The sequence below is a fragment of the Bacillus sp. AG4(2022) genome, assembly GCF_031844465.1.
GTDB lineage: Bacteria > Bacillota > Bacilli > Bacillales > Cytobacillaceae > Bacillus_AB > Bacillus_AB infantis.
This window is the reverse complement of sequence record NZ_JAUZVH010000014.1, coordinates 14,132-33,183: the sequence shown is the minus strand read 5'-3', so window position 1 is coordinate 33,183 and position 19,052 is coordinate 14,132. Positions and strand designations below refer to the sequence as shown.

The following is a 19,052-nucleotide window of genomic DNA, read 5'->3' as shown; positions in this document are numbered from 1 at the left end:
TCTCCATTTAGGGCATTTTTAAAAAGATAAGTATGCAGTCCATTTGCATGGTTCATTTTAATTACACCTTAAATTGAGGAAGGGGACGTTTTTTATGAGCACTGTACTTCAAGCCAAAGAACGAAAAGAATTCCGCAATTCCAATCTGACGCAGCTGCGCAATGAGGGGAATATTCCTGGTGTTGTTTATGGGAATAAAATCGAAAGCAAAGCAATTTACCTGAATGGCCCTGATTTTATCAAAACAATCCGGGAAACAGGCAGGAATGCTGTTTTTTCTCTTGATGTAGAAGGCACAAAACATGATGTGGTGCTGAGCGACTATCAGGCGGACCCTTTGAAAAATGAAATCACCCACCTGGACTTCAGGGCGGTTGATATGTCGCAGGAAATCACGGCAGAGGTGAGGATCGAGCTGGTCGGCGATGCGGCAGGCGTCAAAGACGGCGGAGTCCTTCAGCAGCCTGTCCATGAGTTATCTGTATCGGCCAAGCCGAATGACATTCCGCAGAGCGTAGAAGTAAACATAGCAGATCTCCAGGTCGGAGAAAGCATTACGGCCGCAGATATTAAAGCGGGCCGCGGCTTCACGATCAATACGGATGATGAAACAGTCATTGCTTCCATCCTTGCGCCAAGGCAGGAAGAGGAAATAAGCACAGGCGAAGAGCAGGAGCCAGGCATCCCTGAGAATCAGGAAGGCCGGGAAACTGAAGCAAACGAAGAGTAAACAATAAAGGGTCTGGCCCGCTCTGGTCAGACCTTTTCTTACGTTGATAGGCGGAGGTAATAAGACATGAAATTGTTTGTAGGGCTGGGGAACCCAGGGAAAGAGTATGAGAAAACAAGGCATAACATAGGCTTTGACGTTATTGACAGGCTGTCCGGGAAGCTGAATATCCCTTTGGACCAGGCAAAGTTCAAGGGTGTGTTCGGCATGGGGCGCGTCGATGGAGAAAAGGTATTCCTTCTAAAGCCGCTTACATATATGAATCTGTCAGGAGAATCGATCAGACCGCTGATGGACTATTATGATATTGACACAGAAGATCTGGCTGTCATCTATGATGATCTTGATTTGCCGCCGGGGAAAATCCGGCTCAGGCAGAAGGGCAGCGCAGGCGGCCATAATGGCATCAAATCAACAATTGCGCACACAGGCACACAGGAATTCAGCCGCATCCGCGTCGGGATCGGGCGCCCTGAAGGCGGGATGAAGGTGACTGATTATGTGCTCGGCCGTTTTACAGCAGAAGAGCAGAAGGTCATGGATGAGGCGGCAGACCGATCGGCTGATGCCTGCATAGATTGGATCAGGAAGCCTTTCCTTGAGGTCATGAATCAATATAACCAATCTTAGCTTTTCATTATTTCATTTGGCCTTACATATGATAAAGTTAAGTTAGCGTTTTCTGCTGCACTCTGTAAGTGAATAAGATTCCTTCCCGGGGCAATACTAGCAATAACAATTGTTAGACAGGGAGGGACAGGCATGGCACTTCATTATCATTGCCGCCATTGCGGCATGAAGATGGGAACGCTGGATAACTTGTCAATGCATGCAGAAAGCCTTGGGTTCCATAAATTGAATGAAGAAGAACGCCAGGATATGATTCTCTATGGGTCATCCGGGGATATACACATAACATCGATCTGCGAGGATTGCCAGGAATCACTGGAAAGAAATCCTGATTACCATCAGAACGATTACCTTATTCATTAAAAAGCTTTGGACGGACACTCCAAAGCGTTTTTCTGTTTTCATATGCACACATAACGACTTAGGACGAGAGGAGGGGTTGCCATGCTAGGATTAAAACAGCTTTTCACCCGGCAGGATGATATCAAGACAGTCATCACCGGAGTGAACGGGGGGCTGAAAGAGCAGCTGGTGGCCGGATTGACCGGCTCGGCACGGACGCTTTTCCTTGCCTCTATATATGAGCAGACAAAAAAGCCTATGCTGGTTGTAACTCACAATCTTTTACAAGCACAGAAATTATATGATGATATTGTCAATCTGATAGGCGAGGATGATGTATATCTTTATCCCGCCAATGAACTGATCGCATCGGAGCTGAGCATTGCAAGCCCCGAGCTGAGGGCGCAGAGAATCGACGCGCTCAACCATTGGAGCGGGAAGGGCACCGGCATTGTCATTATCCCTATGGCCGGGATGAGGAAGGTGCTTCCGCCTCCTTCCCTTTGGAAGAAGCGCCAGCTGATATTAAAGCTTGGTGATGATATAGAAATAGAGGAGCAGCTTCTTGAGTTTGTCAAAATGGGCTACAGCCGAACTGATATGGTGTCATCCCCGGGAGAATTCAGCGTCAGGGGCGGCATCCTGGACATCTATCCGCTGACCGAAGCGGATCCGATCAGGATTGAGCTGTTTGACACCGAAATTGACAGTATCCGTTCTTTTTCCCTGGAAGACCAGCGATCGAAAGAAAAGCTGAAGCAGGTCCATATCGGCCCTGCAACCGAGAATCCTTTTGAGGATGAGCATTATGACAGGGTATATGAGAAGCTGGAAAAAGGCCTTTCAGCCAGTCTGAAGAAGCTGAAGGATGAGAAGGCAAAAGAGCTGCTGGCCCAGAATATCGGGTATGAACTGGAGCAGCTCCGGAACAGGCAAAGGCCTGAGCAGATGTTCAAATACCTCTCCTATGCTTATGAATCCAATAATAGTTTGCTAGATTACCTTCCGCAGGATGGGCTGATTTTTATCGATGAAATCAGCAGGGTCCAGGAGATGAATGAGTCCCTTGAGAAAGAGGAGGCAGAATGGTATACAAGCCTGCTTGGCGAAGGAAAAATTGTCCATGACGTCAAAATTTCCCACAGCCTGAAGGAATTCATCGCCCGGTCTTATCAGCCGATCGTTTACATGTCCCTATTTTTAAGGCATGTCCCGAATACGAATCCGCAGAATATCATCAATGTCTCCTGCAGGCAGATGCAGAACTTCCACGGCCAGCTGAATGTGCTGAAAAGCGAGCTGGAACGCTGGAGGAAGAGCGGCTTCTCTGTTTTGTTCCTCGGCCCTGACATGGCCCGGGTCAAGAAGCTTCAAAGCGTTTTGGCCGACTATGAAATTGAGGCTGCTGTCATCGAGCCTGATAAAGAAGTGCTGAAGGGCAAGTTCCAGATCACGGAAGGAAGCCTGCAGACAGGCTTTGAACTGCCGATCCAGAAAATTGCCGTCATCACGGAAGAAGAGCTTTTCAACAAGAAAACAGCAAAGCGGTCACCGCGCAGGCAGAAGCTTTCGAATGCTGAAAGAATCAAAAGCTATTCAGAGCTTAAAATCGGCGATTATGTTGTCCATGTGAACCACGGGATCGGCAAATATCTTGGCATTGAAACACTCGAAATCAATGGCCTTCATAAGGATTATCTGAATATACGCTATTCAGGCAGCGATCAGCTGTATGTTCCGGTCGATCAGATTGATCTTGTCCAGAAGTATGTAGGGTCTGAAGGCAAAGAGCCGAAGATCTATAAGCTTGGCGGCAATGACTGGAAGCGTGTCAAGAAGAAGGTTGAAAGCTCTGTTCAGGATATAGCGGACGATCTGATCAAATTGTACGCCGAGAGGGAAGCGTCGAAAGGTTATGCATTCTCTCCTGACGGGGACATGCAGCGCGAATTCGAGTTGTCCTTCCCTTACCAGGAAACAGAGGATCAGCTGAGGTCCATCCATGAAATCAAGCTGGATATGGAAAAAGAGCGGCCGATGGACCGCCTCCTGTGCGGCGATGTTGGCTACGGGAAAACTGAGGTGGCCATCAGGGCTGCCTTTAAGGCAATTGCGGACGGCAAACAGGTGGCCATCCTTGTGCCGACAACGATCCTTGCCCAGCAGCACTACCAGACAATGAGAGAAAGGTTCCAGGAATACCCTGTTGAGATCGGGCTCTTAAGCCGCTTCCGGACAAAGAAGCAGCAGACCGAGACAGTCAAGGGCCTTAAAAACGGCACCGTTGATATTGTTGTCGGCACCCATCGCCTGCTCTCAAAGGAAATCATTTATAAAGACCTCGGGCTGCTCATCATTGACGAAGAGCAGCGGTTCGGCGTCACTCATAAAGAAAAGATCAAACAGCTCAAAACAAATGTTGATGTCCTGACATTGACTGCGACGCCGATTCCCCGGACCCTGCATATGTCGATGCTCGGCGTGAGAGACTTGTCTGTCATCGAGACACCGCCGGAGAACAGATTCCCGGTCCAGACCTATGTAATGGAATACAATGGCGGACTTGTCCGTGAAGCCATTGAACGGGAGATGGCGCGGGGCGGCCAGGTATATTTCCTGTATAACAGGGTTGAGGACATCGAACGGAAGGCAGAGGAAATCTCCATGCTTGTACCGGATGCCAAGGTGGTTGCCGCCCATGGCCAAATGACTGAAAATGAGCTCGAATCAGTTATGCTGAGCTTCCTTGGAGGAGAAGCGGACGTCCTTGTCAGCACAACGATCATTGAAACGGGAGTCGATATCCCGAATGTGAACACCTTGATCGTATTTGATGCAGACCGGATGGGGCTCTCCCAGCTGTACCAGCTGAGGGGGCGGGTTGGCCGCTCAAACAGAGTTGCCTATGCGTATTTCACCTACCGGAAGGATAAAGTGCTGACTGAAGTGGCAGAAAAGCGCCTCCAGGCCATCAAGGAGTTCACGGAGCTGGGGTCAGGATTTAAGATTGCGATGCGCGATCTTTCCATCAGGGGTGCCGGCAATCTGCTCGGCTCTCAGCAGCACGGATTCATCGATTCTGTCGGCTTTGACCTGTATTCCCAGATGCTTAAAGAGGCGATAGAAGAACGGAAGGAAAATCCGGAAACATATAAAAAGCCTTCTGTGGAAATCGATCTTGAAATCGATGCCTACATCCCTGATGCTTATCTGGCGGATGGAAACCAGAAGATTGAAATGTATAAAAGGTTCCGCGGCATCGACTCGATGGATGAGGTCGAAGGGCTGAAGGAAGAAATGACAGACAGGTTCGGAGATTATCCGGATGAGGTCGCTTACCTGTTCCGGGTCGCCGAGATGAAGGTCCATGCCCAGGAGGCCGGTGTAGAGCTCATCAAACAGTCCAAGGCTGAAGTCCTGATTCTCTTGTCAGAGGAGGCAAGCTCTCTGATCGACGGACAGAAAATCTTCCAGGAAAGCACCAAACATGGACGGATGGTTGGCCTCGGCATGGAAGGCAAGAAGCTGAAGATGGTCATCCAGACAAAGGGTTACAGTACAGACAAATGGCTTAACACCGCCTATGATATGATTCTTGGAATAGATAAGGCCAAAAAGAAGCAGCAAAATCCAATATCGTAAAGTAATGGAAAAGTTCCTGTCACCTAAATGAAATGAGAAAAGTGTTTAATTAGAGTAGACAAGGGTATTTCAAATGGTAAGGATTTTTATACTGGAATGTTTATCCTATTGAGGAAATGTTATCACCCGAGAGAAAAAATATTTGCAAGTGTATAGAACTTTCCATATGAAAGATACTAAGTTCAAACATGGAGAAGATTTCAACAAAAGGAAGCAGAAATCTACTCCTGCTAAAAATCATCAGATGAAAGTGAGGCAACGCAGGATGAAAGCAACTGGTATAGTTCGTCGTATCGATGATTTGGGTCGTGTAGTAATCCCGAAGGAAATCCGCAGGACACTGCGAATTCGTGAAGGTGACCCGCTGGAAATATTTGTAGACCGCGATGGTGAAGTCATCTTAAAGAAGTACTCGCCAATCAGCGAATTAAGCGATTTTGCAAAAGAATATGCAGAAGCTCTGTATGACAGCCTTGGAAACCCGGTCCTGATTTGTGACAGGGATACATTTATCGCAACGGCAGGCGGATCAAAAAAGGATTATCTGAACAAAAACATCAGTGATCTGCTGGAAAAAACAATGGAAGACAGAACTTCTGTCCTCGTCAACACTCAAGGTGAGTATGCCCTTGCAGATGGGAATGAGGAAAGCCTTTCTGCTTATACAATCGGTCCAATCATTGCCAATGGCGATCCGATAGGGGCAGTCATCATTTATGCGAAGGAAGATTCGCTTGGTGATGTAGAACAGAAGGCTGTAGAAACGGCAGCTGGATTCTTGGCAAGGCAGATGGAGTCCTAATACCAATTTTGTATCTTATAGAGATGAAAAGGGGCAGCCTGGCTGCCTTTTTTCTATGGGAAAAATGAAAATGAATGCTTCAAAGCTATTTGTTTTATGACAGACGGATAACGAAACAAGGTTAATGCGCTATCATCCCATCCTGCGGCCAATAGTTATGCTATAATACTTTTCGAATTCATTATTGGAAGGAGATGGGCAATGAAGCCCGTTAATCAATCAGGAGATCTGTTCAAAGGAGCCCTGATCCTTGCAGCTGCAGCTTTGATCACAAAGGTTTTGAGCGCAGTTTACAGAGTCCCCTTCCAGAATATCGTAGGGGATGTCGGCTTTTATATTTACCAGCAGGTATATCCTTTTTACGGGATTGCCATCGTGCTGTCTACATACGGTTTTCCGGTCGTGATTTCAAAGCTTTATGCTGAACAGGCAAAGAGCAGGAAAGAAGCTCTTCAGCTGCTGGCGGCCTCCGGTCTTTTCCTTTTGGCCGCTGGTCTGGCTGCTTTCTTGATAATGTTTGCCGGGGCAGATTGGATTGCTTCGCAAATGGGAGATCCAAAGCTGGGTATCCTTTTAAGGACTCTTTCACCAGCCTTCCTTCTTCTGCCGGCGACAGCTCTTCTCAGGGGTTATTTCCAGGGCCGTGGCGACATGCTTCCGACTGCTGTTTCCCAGGTGGGAGAGCAGGCCATCCGTGTGGCGACCATTTTGGCTGCTGCGTTCATCCTCATGAAAGAAGGAGCATCACTATATACAGCCGGCAGCGGGGCCATTTTCGGTTCAGTGACAGGAGGCATTGCTTCTGCAGTCATCCTGTCCGCCTTTTTCTGGCGTGTGATAAAAAAGGAAGCAGCTGGGGCAGCGGGTATTGAACTGAGTGGAAAAGCAGTCCTGAAGACGATGAAAACCATCGCTCTCCAGGGTGCGGCCATCAGTGCGGCTTCTATGCTGCTCATCCTTCTTCAGCTGGCAGATTCTCTGAATCTGTATTCCCTGCTTGTATCGGCAGGGCTGGATGCTGAAGAGGCAAAGAAGCTGAAAGGGATTTATGACAGGGGCCAGCCGCTCATACAGCTTGGGACCGTTATTGCCACCTCAATGTCGCTTTCCCTTGTTCCGCTCATCACAGCTGAAAAACTGAAAAACAATCAGAAGTTCCTTGCTGAAAAGGCAGGCCTAGCCCTCCGTGTCAGCCTGCTCTTTGGGACAGGTGCGGCCTTAGGATTATGGGCCATTATCAAGCCGGTCAATATCATGCTGTTTGAGAATGCGGAAGGATCAGAAGTGCTCTCAGTGCTGAGCCTGTTCATTTTCTTTGCCTCGATCATCATGACCCTGGCGGCCATTCTGCAGGGGCTGGGCCACACCTTTTTCCCGGCGGCAGTGATTATTGGAGGCTTCGGGATAAAATATATCCTTAACATTCTGCTTGTGCCGGCTGCAGGGACGATGGGAGCAGCTATTGCTGCATGTGCAGCACTCGCCGTTGTGCTGCTTGTCCTGCTCGTCAGGCTCCGCTTCTTATTCCGGCAGCCTTTAGTGCCGGGCCGCTTCATCCTGGGGCTCGGAACTGCTGCTGCTGTCATGCTGCTGTATTTGAAGGCCTACCTGCTGGCAGCAGGATCTTTGGCAGGGGAAGGGCGCCTTGCGGCCGGCCTTATAGCTTTAAGTGCAGCTGCAACAGGCGGAATTGTATTCATGCTTTTAGCTTTAAAAGGAGAGACTTTTAGAAAAGAAGAAATCAGCATGCTGCCTTTTGGAAGCAAGCTGGGCTATTTGCTGCCCGGCAGGAACAGGAGATGATTTGACATGAATAAGATTACGATTTACGGCCTTGGGGCGGGAGACCTTGAACAGCTGCCCTTTGGCGTCTATAAAGCTCTTCAGGCTGAGGGGGCGGTATATTTAAGGACAGAGGACCACCCGGTGATCCGGGAGCTTCAAGATGAAGGGATGGCTTTTCAATCATTTGATCGTATATACGAAAAGCACAGCCGCTTTGAAGAGGTATATGAGGAAATTTGCGATATTCTCCTGGCGAAAGCAGCAGATAGGGATGTTGTCTATGCTGTACCGGGCCATCCGCTGGTTGCGGAGAAAACGGTTCAGATTCTGCTTGAGAAAGGCCCTGTGCTGGGAATTGATATCGTGATTGGGGGAGGCCAGAGCTTTCTGGACGCCCTGTTTCAGGCACTGAAAATAGATCCGATCGAAGGCTTTCAGCTGCTGGATGCCACTGATCTGAAGAAAGATGAAGTGATGCTTAAGCATCATATGATCATCGGGCAGGTGTATGATACCTACGTGGCGAGCAATGTGAAGCTGACCCTGATGGAAATGCTTCCATACGATTATGAAATTTATATTGCCACGGCAGCAGGGAGCAGCAGGGAAAGCATCAGGAAGGTGCCTTTGTTTGAGCTTGACCGGGAAGCGGAAATCAATAACCTGACCTCAGTCTATGTGCCGCCGGTAAAGGATGAAACCCTCCTTTACAGGGAATTCAGCAAGTTCCGGGAAATCATCGCCGCATTGAGGGGGCCGGACGGCTGTCCGTGGGATCTCAAGCAGACGCACCAATCGCTCAGGAAATACTTGATCGAGGAAGCTTATGAGCTTATCGAAGCGATTGATAATGAAGATATCGACCATATGATCGAGGAGCTGGGAGATGTCCTCCTGCAGGTAGTTCTGCACGCGCAGATCGGGGAAGATGACGGCTATTTCTCTATAGATGATGTCATTCAGGGTGTCAGCGAAAAAATGATCCGCAGGCATCCCCATGTTTTTGGCGACGCCTCGGCGGATACAGAAGAGCAGGTGCTGAAAAATTGGCAGGAAATCAAGGCTGAAGAAAAAGGAGCAGTTCCTGAGTCGCTCTTAAGCGGAATCGTCAAATCAATGCCGCAGCTGCTCCAGGCGGCGGATATCCAGAAGAAAGCAGCCGGCGCAGGCTTTGACTGGCAGGAAATCGGGCCGGCTTGGGAGAAGGTTAAAGAAGAGCTGTCTGAATTTGAAGAGGAAATGAACCGGGACCCGCGGTCAGAAGAGGCAGCAAAAGAGTTCGGCGATATCCTGTTTGCACTCGTGAATATTGCGAGATTCTGCAAAATCGATCCGGAGCAGGCGGTCTTCACGACCAATCAGAAGTTCATCAGACGTTTTAAGTATATTGAAGATAAAGTCAGGGAGAGCGGCCGGGACTTCAGCGGATACAGCCTGGAAGAGCTGGACCGGTTCTGGGATGAAGCGAAACAGCAAGGACTATAAAGGGGGAGACAAGAATGAGACTGGATAAATTTTTGAAGGTATCAAGACTGATTAAAAGAAGAACGCTCGCAAAGGAAGTGGCTGACCAGGGAAGGATCCTGATCAACGGACAGCAGGGGAAGGCCAGCTCAACCGTAAAGGTCGGCGATGAGCTGACGGTCAGGCTCGGGCAGCGGATTGTAACAGCGAAGATCGAGCGCCTCCAGGAAACAAGCCGCAAGGAAGAAGCCGCTGAAATGTACACCATCCTGAAGGAAGAGCGCACCGGCCAGCAGGAAAATTAATGTTTAAGTCAGCACCAGCGGGGAAACAGGTATTGTATAATGGCCGGACCTGACTGAATTGTTCTAAACGGCCCCCCTCCCTCATAACATGTACAAAAGGTTGTACTATGCGATTGTGGGGGATGAGGATGAGTCAATACTATGAATCAAACACAGGCAAAAGCAATGCTCCTGATCATGATGTCATCATGAGGGGACGAAAGCTTCTGGATATTACCGGCGTCAAGCAGGTCGAAAGCTTTGATAATGAAGAATTCCTTTTGGAGACAGTCATGGGCTTCCTGGCCATCCGCGGCCAGAATCTCCAGATGAAGAATCTGGACGTGGAGAAAGGGATCGTATCCATTAAGGGGAAAGTATTTGACCTCGTATATATGGATGAACAGCAAGGGGAAAAAGCTAAAGGGTTCTTTAGCAAGATATTCCGATGACCCTTTCTGCGCAGTTTCTTACCATGCTTGCCATGATTGGCATGGGAAGCGCGTTCGGCGCGTCGCTCGATACATATAACCGCTTCCTGCGCCGCGCCAAAAGAAAAAGCTGGATTGTCTTCATCAATGATTTTTTATTTTGGAGTCTGCAGGGACTTGCTGTCTTTTATGTATTGTTCGTAATCAACCAGGGCGAGCTGAGGTTCTACATCTTTATTGCCCTGTTCTGTGGATTTGCCGCCTACCAGAGCCTGCTTAAGCAGGGGTTCCTCCGGCTGCTTGAAATTTTGATAGGAGCGATTGCCGCGATATTCCGCTTTTTTGTCAGAATGGCACACCTTTTGGTTTATAAACCGATCCAATCGATCATCATGGGTATTATTTCACTTATTGTGCTGCTCGGAAAAGGCATACTGGCCCTTATGCAGCTGGTACTTAGGATCATATGGACCCTTTTAAAAGTGATTTTAAGCCCTGTCAAATGGATTTGGTCACTTTTTTGGTTTATTTTGCCGAAAAAGATTAAAAATAGCGTCGAGAAGTTATATAATAAATTGGCAGGAAATTTACACACATTCAAGAATAACTTAAACAGCTTAATAACCAGATGGAAAAATAAATAAATGGGCAAGGAGGGGCTGCGAGAGTGAGTGCCATCAGGAAACGCAAAGTAGCAAAAATCGAGACAAACTATGCCAAACAGCAAGAGAATGCAGAGATCAGCACAGCCAGGAAGAGAGTCCTGCTTATCCGCAGGCTGACTGTCTTTTTCGTTGGCGCTGCAGTCATCGCCGTATTGATGATCTCTACACTCGTCACGCAATCCTCTGCTCTTGAAGAAAAGGCCCTCGAAAAAGAGAAATTTGAAAAGAAGCTCGCCTCCCTTAAAAAGAATGAGGTCCTCCTGGAAGAAGAAATCGTCAAACTGAATGATGATGAATATATAGCCAAGCTTGCGAGGAAGAACTATTTCCTTTCCGAAAAGGATGAAATCATCTTTAATCTGCCTGAGGACAAGGACGGAAAGAAGGAAAAGGAAAAAACATCCGAGTAGCAGTCTTATTGACACTCTTTTTTGAAATTCTGTATAATATAAAGTAAGTTTAATTCTTTTAATCTTTAAGGAGGCAAAATCTTTTTATGTCAATCGAAGTAGGCAGCAAGTTACAAGGAAAGGTAACCGGCATTACAAACTTCGGCGCGTTCGTAGAACTGCCGGAAGGTTCAACCGGTCTTGTCCACATTAGTGAGGTCGCAGATAACTATGTTAAGGATATTAATGATCACCTGAAGGTTGGTGACCAGGTAGAGGTTAAAGTCATTAATGTGGAGAAGGATGGAAAGATCGGCTTATCCATCAAGAAAGCAATAGACAGGCCAGAGAGACCTGCCAGACCAGAAAGAACTGACAGGCCTGAACGCCGCGATTCACGGGGCGGATATTCCGGATCCCAGCGTCCGCGCCACGGAAGATCCAATGACAGCCGTCCGCCAAGAGAGAACTTTGAGTCTAAAATGGCCAAGTTCCTGAAAGACAGTGAAGATCGATTGGCCTCGCTAAAACGCAATACTGAATCCAAACGCGGAGGAAGAGGCGCTAAACGAGGATAACTTGCTGCTGATTTTTTCTATATATTGCATGACCATGACAGGCCGAGGGGCTTGTCTTTTTTTTGCGCTTTAACAGAACGAAAAAACACCTGCTCCCAATTGAGCAGGTGTTTTTGGATGTATGGGAAGAATCAGACAACCATCGAGTCTTAATCTAGGTCTCAAAAATAGAACTAAAAAGACGCCTTCATTTCTGAGGTGTCTTAAGCTTGTCGGCTCTGAGCAAGCCGCTTCCGCATTTCATTGTCCAGCTGCGGGTGCTAGCCCCTCGAGTCTTAAGCCACCTCAGAATTGAAGGCAAAAGACGCCATCATTTCTGAGGCGTCTTAAGCTTGTCGGGGCTGGGCAAGCACCCTCCGCATTTCATGTATGACCCCTACGGGATTCGAACCCGTGTTACCGCCGTGAAAGGGCGGTGTCTTAACCGCTTGACCAAGGGGCCGTATTAAAGATAAGGATAGCGGCGGAGGGGATCGAACCCCCGACCTCACGGGTATGAACCGTACGCTCTAGCCAGCTGAGCTACACCGCCATAATATAAGCACAAGGAATATAATACAAAGGATTGACCGTGGTGTCAATAATATTTTAAAAGAAAAATGTCGGTTCTCCTTTTTTTCGGTTCGCCAATTTTTTTTGGCGGGCAAATCGCGCTTTCAAGGCATTATCAACCTCTTTTTGAGTTAATATTCAAAACATAAATTATATTTTAGGGATTATCTTCCATTATATTGTTTGCTTTTTTGTTATTAGGAGGAAAGCCGTCGAAAGAAAAACATGGGCTTGTCTCCTCTTTTGACAAACTTTTATGCATAACCAATTTTATAATAATCAGCAACGATACAAATACGGGGAGTGGAATAAATGGAAAAGGCGGAACAGACGGTAATGGATCCTGCTGGGGAAGTTGATTTCAACGGATCGAAGCTCGAATTGGCAAAAGGCCTTCACAAGTTCCAGATGAAGATGGAGACCTTTTTTATCAAAAAGGGCTATATCCTTCTATTGATCGGATTTCTCTTGGGAAGGGCGCTCATCCTGGCGAAATTGACGCCCTTCAGCCTGCCGTTCTTTGCAGCGGTCTATCTGATCAAGAGGGATAAGGCACCGCTGGCCCTGATTGGGCTTACTGCCGGTGCATTCACTTTATCTATGATGAATGCAGCATCAGTGTTTGGAATCTGCTTTATATTCCTCTTCGCCTTCCGGGTTTCTAAAAAGTGGCTGAAAAATGAAGTAAGGGCCCTGCCGGTCTATACATTTTTCGTATTGGCGATCGGGAAGATTGCAGAAGCTTATATTGTTTCAGGACAGCTGGCGCTTTATGATGCGATGATGGCCGGCGTGGAAGCAAGCCTCGGCTTTATCCTTACTCTGATTTTCCTGCAGAGCCTGCCATTGCTCAGCATATCAAAAAGAAGGCAGTCTTTGAAAACTGAGGAAATAGTCTGCCTGATCATCATGCTAGCCTCAGTCATGACCGGAACGATCGGCTGGTCGGTGTATGACCTGTCTGTTGAACATATATTATCCAGATATCTGGTTCTATTATTTGCATTTGTTGCAGGCGCAACGGTCGGGTCAACAGTAGGGGTGGTGACCGGATTGATTTTCAGCCTGGCGAATGTTTCTAGTTTCTATCATATGAGCCTTCTTGCTTTCTCCGGCCTCCTGGGCGGCCTGCTGAAGGAAGGGAGAAAGCTTGGCGTGGCGTGCGGACTGCTGATTGCCACCTTATTAATCGGGATGTATGGGGAAGGAACGGGTACCTTGCTGAAAACAGTTCTGGAGACTGGTGCAGCAACGGTCTTATTTTTCCTGACCCCGCAGGCACTGACAGGGAAGCTTGCCAGGCATATACCGGGGACCCCAGAGTATGCGGCGGAGCAGCAGCAGTATATGCGGAAGATGCGGGACGTTACAGCCCAGCGCGTTGCCCAATTCTCGACTGTATTCCAGGCTCTGTCCAAAAGTTTCTCTTCCCATGATAATCCCATTGATTGGGATGGGGAGGAAAGGGAGATGGATTATTTCCTGAGCAATGTCACGGAGAAAACATGCCAGACCTGTTTCAAGAAAGACCATTGCTGGGCAAGGAACTTTGATACAACCTATGAATATATGAAGGAAATTATGCATGAAATGGATGCCCAGCAGGGGACCGTTTCCGGAAGGCTGACAAGGGAGTGGGAAAAACATTGCACCCGCTCTAAAAAGGTATTGGAAACGATGCATCAGGAGCTGACGTTTTATCAGGCAAATCTGAAGCTCAAAAAGCAGGTTCAGGAGAGCAGAAGGCTTGTGGCAGACCAGCTGCTGGGCGTGTCAGAGGTAATGGGCGATTTTGCGAAAGAAATCCAGCGGGAGAGGGAAAATCATCATAAGCAGGAGGAGTCCATCCTCGACGCACTCCAGGGGTTTGGCATCCAGATCGAACAGGTGGAGATTTACAGCCTGGAGCAGGGGAATGTCGATATTGATATGACGATCCCCTACTGCAGGGGGCACGGCGAGTGTGAAAAACTGATAGCCCCGATGCTGTCAGATATATTGGGAGAAACCATTCTTGTCAATTCAGAGGAGTGTTCCACATTTGGAAGCGGCAGCTGCTACGTGACTTTCCGATCGGCTAAAGCCTATGCGGTTGAAACCGGGGTGGCCCATGCAGCAAAGGATGGCGGGCTGATTTCCGGTGACAGCTACTCGACCATCGAGCTTGGAGGAGGTAAATATGCCATTGCCATCAGCGACGGGATGGGGAACGGCGAAAGGGCCCATATTGAGAGCAAGGAAACCCTCCAGCTGCTTCAAAAGATTCTTCAATCAGGGATAGAGGAGAAGGTGGCGATTAAGTCGGTCAACTCTGTACTGTCATTGAGGACGACGGACGAAATCTTTTCCACTCTTGATCTGGCCATGGTCGATCTGCAAAATGCAGCAGCCAAGTTCCTGAAGATTGGATCGACACCAAGCTTCATTAAGAGAGGCGGCAAGGTCCTCAAGGTTCAGGCAAGCAATCTGCCGATGGGGATATTGCAGGAATTCGAGGTGGATGTGGTCAGTGAGCAGCTGAAGGCAGGCGATCTCCTAATCATGATGAGCGATGGTGTTTTTGAAGGTCCCAAGCATGTGGAAAACTATGACCTGTGGATGAAGCGGAAGATCCATGAGCTGAAAACAGAGGATCCTCAGGAAATAGCCGACCTGATCATGGAGGAGGTCATCAGGTCTCGTTCAGGCCTGATCGAGGATGATATGACTGTGGTAGTATCCAAAATAAAGCATAATACGCCAAAATGGGCTTCCATCCCGGTCCAGAAGCTGCGCCAAAAAGCCAACTGATTATTTTGTCCCTCTCTTCCTCCGAACATGTATATTTCCGTCCTGTTCCGTCGAAAATGGTACCAATAAGGAACAGGAGGGGAGATTATATGAAGACCGGAACACTGAAACAGATTCTGCTTATTACAGACGGCTGCTCCAATCAGGGCGAAGACCCTGTGGCCATGTCAGCTTTGGCGAAAGAACAGGGCATTACGGTAAATGTCATCGGAGTAATGGAGAAGGATGTCATTGACGAACGGGGCATGAATGAAATTGACGGGATTGCCCTCTCCGGGGGCGGGGTAAGCCAGGTCGTATACTCGCAGGCGTTATCCCAGACGGTCCAGATGGTAACGAGGAAGGCAATGACGCAAACACTCCAGGGTGTGGTGAATAAGGAGCTTCAGCAAATATTGGGCGGCTCCCAGACGGTTGAAGACCTTCCGCCGGAAAAAAGGGGAGAGGTCATGGAGGTTGTAGATGAGCTCGGGGAAACAGTCGAGCTTGAGGTGCTGGTCCTCGTCGATACAAGTGCGAGCATGAAGCATAAACTCCCGACGGTCAAGGAAGCCCTTCTCGATTTGTCTTTGAGCTTGAATGCCCGTTCTGGAGATAACCGTTTTGCAGTTTTTGTATTTCCCGGGAAAAAGAATGATGTCGAAAAACTGCTGGATTGGACGCCAAGGCTCGAATCACTGACAAGCATTTTTTCAAAGCTGTCAACAGGAGGCATCACCCCTACCGGGCCGGCAATCCGTGAAGCTTTAAGCTATTTCAAGAAAAAACGTTCACTAAGGAGCCTGCTTTCCCGTGATGATGAACAATACATTGAAGAGTCTATGTAAAGTAAGCCCTGGGACGATTATCGAAGGGAAATGGCATCGCAACCGGTATACGATTATAAGGGAGCTTGGCTGGGGGGCGAATGGGATCGTCTATCTTGCCCAGTGCCGGAATCAGCAGGTTGCCTTAAAGATGAGTGATAATGGAATGTCCGTTACCTCTGAAGTAAATGTGCTCAAATCCTTTGCCAAGGTCCAGGGTTCTGCCCTCGGGCCTTCTTTGCTTGATGTCGATGACTGGGAGAGGAAGGATGCCCGGATTTCCTTTTATGCAATGGAATACATACAGGGACCTGATCTGCTCAGCTTCATCCGGCAAAAAGGTCCTTCCTGGACAGAAGTGCTTCTTTCCCAGCTGCTCAGCGATCTGGAAAAGCTTCATCAGAGCGGATGGGTGTTTGGCGATCTTAAGCCGGAAAACCTGATAGTGACTTCCCCTCCTCCGAGGATACGCTGCATCGATGTGGGCGGTACAACCATCAAAGGGAGGGCAATCAAGGAATTTACTGAGTTTTACGACCGCGGATATTGGGGGCTTGGTACAAGGAAGGCCGATCCGCAGTATGACTTATTCGCTGCTGCAATGGTGCTGATTAATCTATATTATCCTAAGCGGTTCAATAAGACTGCAGGTGGCATCGGCCAGCTCAGGGATATGATCAGACAGAACAAAGAGCTGATGAAATATGAGCTTATGCTCATGAAGGCACTGGAGGGAAGGTATGCATCCGCTGCTGAAATGAGGAAAGAGCTTCTTGCATTGCCTGCAGCGGGGCAGCCTGAAAGCCGCACGGCCAGGCGGAGTGCAGCCAGGAACCAGGCTGCCGGTCCTCGGCCAGCCCCCTCACGGACCAGGCAGGGAGCCAAGGATCAGAAGAAGAAAGGCGGATTCCTGGAAACGCTGCTCATTGTCTTTGTTATTTCAGTCCTTTATTTCGTTTATATTTATGGACAGCTGGTCTAAAGAAAAATGATGAAACTTTTCGCTTGTGCATACGTACATAATGGTGCAGGCAGAAGCCCCCTGGATGCGATATGCATTCCATCAGGGTTATGCTTTGGAGATTGCAGGCAAAGATGCTATTCTTAATATAGTAGTTTCCTTCAATAAGGTTATTCACCCATCACCAGGGGTATAAGGGACTATAGATTTTTCAGGTAAGGAAGAATTTATTATGCTTGATGCAAAAGCCGAAGCTTTCCTTCGGCATCATGGTGTGCGGCTTGAAGGCAAAAAGGTGCTTGTAGGCGTGTCCGGAGGCCCCGATTCCCTTGCACTTCTCCACCTGCTGTGGAAAAAACGCAAGGTGTGGGGAGCTGAACCCGCGGCGATTCATTTTGACCATATGTTCAGGGGTGAGGAATCCTATCAGGAAGCCCGATTTGTCCAATCCTTTTGTGAAGAGCGGAACATTCCGTTTGAGATGAGGAGGGAGGATGTATCGGCATATATGAAGGAATCCGGTAAAAGCTCCCAGACGGCGGCGCGCGAATGCCGGTACCGCTTTTTTGAAGAGGCCATGAAGGCATCAGGGGCATCATACCTGGCACTCGGCCATCATGGGGATGATCAGATGGAAACCATCCTGATGCGGCTGACAAGAGGCAGCACAGGGGAAGCAAGATCAGGGATCCCTTTCTCCCGTCCGTTTGGCGGCGGGGAGATCATCCGTCCTTTCCTGTGCCTTGAGCGGGGAGAGATTGAAGAGTATTGTTTAAGCAATGAGCTGGACCCCCGAAGAGATCCGAGCAATGAAAAGGATGTTTACAGCCGAAACCGTTTCAGGAGAAACGTCCTGCCATTCCTGAAGTCGGAAAACCCGCAGGCCCATGTTCATTTTCAGCGTTTCAGCGAAGAGCTGCGCGGCGATGAACAGCTCCTTCAGGAATTAACGGCCCGGGAAATGAATACAGTAATGAAGAAGAAGGAAGATGCCGAAATCACGATTGATGCAGAACGCTTCATGCTAATGCCAATGCCTTTACAAAGGAGAGGTATTCAACTAATATTAAACTATCTCTATCAAGAGAGGCCTGCATCATTATCCGCCTTACATATTGAGAAGATATTTTCAATATTGAACAATCCTCATCCTTCCGGTTCACTTGATTTCCCAAACGGCTTAAAAATTGTGCGATCATACGGCTTTTGCCATTTCAGGTACAGCCACTCTGAGGTGCAAGCCTATCGTTTTGAGATAAATCAGCCCGGAAAAATCGAGCTTCCGAGCGCCGGTGCCCTACTGGCAGGAGAGAGCGGAGATCATAGAGGAACGGCAGATCTGAATTGCTTTGAAGTCAGCAGGGATAATGTGCATTTTCCGCTTATTGTCCGCACCCGCGAAGCCGGGGACAGAATGACGATAAAAGGAATGAACGGGACGAAAAAAGTGAAATCTATTTTTATCGACAGGAAAATCCCTTTGCATGAACGGGACAGCTGGCCCATCGTGACTGACAGCAGCGGGGAAATCCTCTGGATTCCCGGATTGAGCAAATCTGCTTATATGCTGCCTGCAGGTTCTGACACCAGGAATATTTTTTTAACATATATAAAGCATTGATCTTCTAGGGGGCACACTATTCATGAAAAACGATATCGAAAAAGTACTAATTTCCGAAGAGGAACTCCAGGCAAAGACTAAAGAGCTTGCCCAGCAGCTGACTGAGGAATATATGGACCGCTATCCTTTGGCAATCGGCGTCCTGAAAGGGGCAATGCCTTTCATGGGAGACCTTTTGAAGCGCATTGATACGTATCTTGAGATGGACTTTATGGACGTTTCCAGCTACGGCAATTCAACAGTCTCTTCCGGAGAAGTCAAAATCCTGAAAGACCTGGATACTTCAGTGGAAGGCAGGGACATCCTGATCATTGAAGACATCATCGACAGCGGCCTGACACTAAGCTATCTGGTTGAACTGTTCCGCTACAGGAAAGCAAAAAGCATCAAGATTGTCACTCTTCTGGATAAACCGACCGGCAGAAAGGCAGATATCAAAGCCGATTATGTAGGGTTCATCGTTCCGGATGAATTCGTGGTTGGCTATGGCCTTGACTATGCGGAAAGATACCGCAACCTTCCATATATAGGGGTTTTGAAGCCTGAAGTATACACAAACAATGATTAAGCAATCCTATAT

The 19,052-nt window shown here is 48.2% G+C and carries 17 protein-coding genes and 2 tRNA genes; 17 read left to right on the top strand and 2 right to left on the bottom strand.

What is annotated here, in order from left to right:
- Positions 1-94: 94 nt before the first annotated feature.
- From Q9R36_RS24915 to Q9R36_RS24860, 12 genes are all read left to right on the top strand, one after another.
- Positions 95-730 carry a 50S ribosomal protein L25/general stress protein Ctc gene (locus Q9R36_RS24915; protein WP_009796167.1) on the top strand — a complete coding sequence of 212 codons (636 nt, stop codon included), beginning with the start codon at positions 95-97 and terminating at the stop codon, positions 728-730.
- A 66-nt stretch (positions 731-796) separates the two neighbouring features.
- Positions 797-1,360: an aminoacyl-tRNA hydrolase gene (pth, locus tag Q9R36_RS24910; protein WP_009796166.1), complete on the top strand. Its 564-nt coding sequence runs from the start codon at positions 797-799 to the stop codon at positions 1,358-1,360.
- A 132-nt stretch (positions 1,361-1,492) separates the two neighbouring features.
- Positions 1,493-1,723, top strand: coding sequence for an anti-sigma-F factor Fin (gene fin, locus Q9R36_RS24905; protein WP_022543206.1), 231 nt, complete (start codon positions 1,493-1,495; stop codon positions 1,721-1,723).
- An 81-nt stretch (positions 1,724-1,804) separates the two neighbouring features.
- The gene (gene mfd / locus Q9R36_RS24900) at positions 1,805-5,344 is read left to right on the top strand and encodes a transcription-repair coupling factor (RefSeq protein WP_311226062.1); all 3,540 of its coding nucleotides are present in this window, start codon (positions 1,805-1,807) and stop codon (positions 5,342-5,344) included.
- 265 nt (positions 5,345-5,609) lie between these two features.
- A complete protein-coding gene (spoVT, locus tag Q9R36_RS24895; RefSeq protein WP_009796163.1) occupies positions 5,610-6,146 on the top strand; it encodes a stage V sporulation protein T in 537 nt (178 codons plus the stop codon).
- A 201-nt stretch (positions 6,147-6,347) separates the two neighbouring features.
- Positions 6,348-7,949 carry a putative polysaccharide biosynthesis protein gene (locus Q9R36_RS24890; protein ID WP_253615970.1) on the top strand — a complete coding sequence of 534 codons (1,602 nt, stop codon included), beginning with the start codon at positions 6,348-6,350 and terminating at the stop codon, positions 7,947-7,949.
- Between the two features lie 6 nt (positions 7,950-7,955).
- Positions 7,956-9,416 (top strand): bifunctional methyltransferase/pyrophosphohydrolase YabN, encoded by a 1,461-nt coding sequence (yabN, locus tag Q9R36_RS24885; RefSeq protein ID WP_009796161.1) that lies wholly within the window; start codon positions 7,956-7,958, stop codon positions 9,414-9,416.
- A 14-nt stretch (positions 9,417-9,430) separates the two neighbouring features.
- The gene (locus Q9R36_RS24880) at positions 9,431-9,700 is read left to right on the top strand and encodes an RNA-binding S4 domain-containing protein (RefSeq protein WP_009796160.1); all 270 of its coding nucleotides are present in this window, start codon (positions 9,431-9,433) and stop codon (positions 9,698-9,700) included.
- 128 nt (positions 9,701-9,828) lie between these two features.
- The gene (gene yabP / locus Q9R36_RS24875; RefSeq protein WP_022543208.1) at positions 9,829-10,131 is read left to right on the top strand and encodes a sporulation protein YabP; all 303 of its coding nucleotides are present in this window, start codon (positions 9,829-9,831) and stop codon (positions 10,129-10,131) included.
- Positions 10,128-10,754 carry a spore cortex biosynthesis protein YabQ gene (gene yabQ / locus Q9R36_RS24870; RefSeq protein ID WP_009796158.1) on the top strand — a complete coding sequence of 209 codons (627 nt, stop codon included), beginning with the start codon at positions 10,128-10,130 and terminating at the stop codon, positions 10,752-10,754. The genes yabP and yabQ overlap by 4 nt, the downstream gene beginning before the upstream one ends.
- Positions 10,755-10,777: 23 nt before the next feature.
- On the top strand, positions 10,778-11,185 hold the full coding sequence (locus tag Q9R36_RS24865) for an FtsB family cell division protein (protein ID WP_094769616.1): 408 nt from the start codon (positions 10,778-10,780) through the stop codon (positions 11,183-11,185).
- A gap of 86 nt (positions 11,186-11,271) precedes the next feature.
- The gene (locus Q9R36_RS24860; RefSeq protein ID WP_009796156.1) at positions 11,272-11,742 is read left to right on the top strand and encodes a S1 domain-containing RNA-binding protein; all 471 of its coding nucleotides are present in this window, start codon (positions 11,272-11,274) and stop codon (positions 11,740-11,742) included.
- 370 nt (positions 11,743-12,112) lie between these two features.
- Here the strand turns inward: Q9R36_RS24860 and Q9R36_RS24855 are convergent.
- A tRNA-Glu gene (locus tag Q9R36_RS24855) sits at positions 12,113-12,184 on the bottom strand.
- Positions 12,185-12,200: 16 nt separating this feature from the next.
- Positions 12,201-12,274 (bottom strand) — tRNA-Met (locus Q9R36_RS24850).
- Between the two features lie 332 nt (positions 12,275-12,606).
- Between Q9R36_RS24850 and spoIIE the strand changes: the two genes are divergently transcribed.
- The 5 genes from spoIIE (at position 12,607) to hpt (ending at position 19,040) form a co-directional block, all read left to right on the top strand.
- A complete protein-coding gene (gene spoIIE / locus Q9R36_RS24845; protein WP_101552983.1) occupies positions 12,607-15,084 on the top strand; it encodes a stage II sporulation protein E in 2,478 nt (825 codons plus the stop codon).
- Between the two features lie 89 nt (positions 15,085-15,173).
- A complete protein-coding gene (locus Q9R36_RS24840; RefSeq protein WP_009796154.1) occupies positions 15,174-15,911 on the top strand; it encodes a vWA domain-containing protein in 738 nt (245 codons plus the stop codon).
- Positions 15,880-16,872: a serine/threonine protein kinase gene (locus tag Q9R36_RS24835; RefSeq protein WP_253615973.1), complete on the top strand. Its 993-nt coding sequence runs from the start codon at positions 15,880-15,882 to the stop codon at positions 16,870-16,872. The genes Q9R36_RS24840 and Q9R36_RS24835 overlap by 32 nt, the downstream gene beginning before the upstream one ends.
- A 211-nt stretch (positions 16,873-17,083) precedes the next feature.
- Positions 17,084-18,472: a tRNA lysidine(34) synthetase TilS gene (tilS, locus tag Q9R36_RS24830; RefSeq protein WP_009796151.1), complete on the top strand. Its 1,389-nt coding sequence runs from the start codon at positions 17,084-17,086 to the stop codon at positions 18,470-18,472.
- A gap of 22 nt (positions 18,473-18,494) precedes the next feature.
- Positions 18,495-19,040 carry a hypoxanthine phosphoribosyltransferase gene (hpt, locus tag Q9R36_RS24825; RefSeq protein ID WP_009796150.1) on the top strand — a complete coding sequence of 182 codons (546 nt, stop codon included), beginning with the start codon at positions 18,495-18,497 and terminating at the stop codon, positions 19,038-19,040.
- The last annotated feature ends 12 nt before the right edge of the window (positions 19,041-19,052 follow it).

Bases quoted from the DNA above. Each gene is read 5' to 3' on its own strand.
- yabQ (WP_009796158.1), top strand. From the start codon at position 10,128: ATGACCCTTTCTGCGCAGTTTCTTACCATGCTTGCCATGATTGGCATG.
- Q9R36_RS24840 (WP_009796154.1), top strand. From the start codon at position 15,174: ATGAAGACCGGAACACTGAAACAGATTCTGCTTATTACAGACGGCTGC.
- Q9R36_RS24880 (WP_009796160.1), top strand. From the start codon at position 9,431: ATGAGACTGGATAAATTTTTGAAGGTATCAAGACTGATTAAAAGAAGA.
- pth (WP_009796166.1), top strand. From the start codon at position 797: ATGAAATTGTTTGTAGGGCTGGGGAACCCAGGGAAAGAGTATGAGAAA.
- tilS (WP_009796151.1), top strand. From the start codon at position 17,084: ATGCTTGATGCAAAAGCCGAAGCTTTCCTTCGGCATCATGGTGTGCGG.
- Q9R36_RS24915 (WP_009796167.1), top strand. From the start codon at position 95: ATGAGCACTGTACTTCAAGCCAAAGAACGAAAAGAATTCCGCAATTCC.
- spoVT (WP_009796163.1), top strand. From the start codon at position 5,610: ATGAAAGCAACTGGTATAGTTCGTCGTATCGATGATTTGGGTCGTGTA.
- fin (WP_022543206.1), top strand. From the start codon at position 1,493: ATGGCACTTCATTATCATTGCCGCCATTGCGGCATGAAGATGGGAACG.
- mfd (WP_311226062.1), top strand. From the start codon at position 1,805: ATGCTAGGATTAAAACAGCTTTTCACCCGGCAGGATGATATCAAGACA.
- yabP (WP_022543208.1), top strand. From the start codon at position 9,829: ATGAGTCAATACTATGAATCAAACACAGGCAAAAGCAATGCTCCTGAT.
- Q9R36_RS24890 (WP_253615970.1), top strand. From the start codon at position 6,348: ATGAAGCCCGTTAATCAATCAGGAGATCTGTTCAAAGGAGCCCTGATC.
- hpt (WP_009796150.1), top strand. From the start codon at position 18,495: ATGAAAAACGATATCGAAAAAGTACTAATTTCCGAAGAGGAACTCCAG.
- Q9R36_RS24860 (WP_009796156.1), top strand. From the start codon at position 11,272: ATGTCAATCGAAGTAGGCAGCAAGTTACAAGGAAAGGTAACCGGCATT.
- yabN (WP_009796161.1), top strand. From the start codon at position 7,956: ATGAATAAGATTACGATTTACGGCCTTGGGGCGGGAGACCTTGAACAG.
- spoIIE (WP_101552983.1), top strand. From the start codon at position 12,607: ATGGAAAAGGCGGAACAGACGGTAATGGATCCTGCTGGGGAAGTTGAT.
- Q9R36_RS24835 (WP_253615973.1), top strand. From the start codon at position 15,880: ATGATGAACAATACATTGAAGAGTCTATGTAAAGTAAGCCCTGGGACG.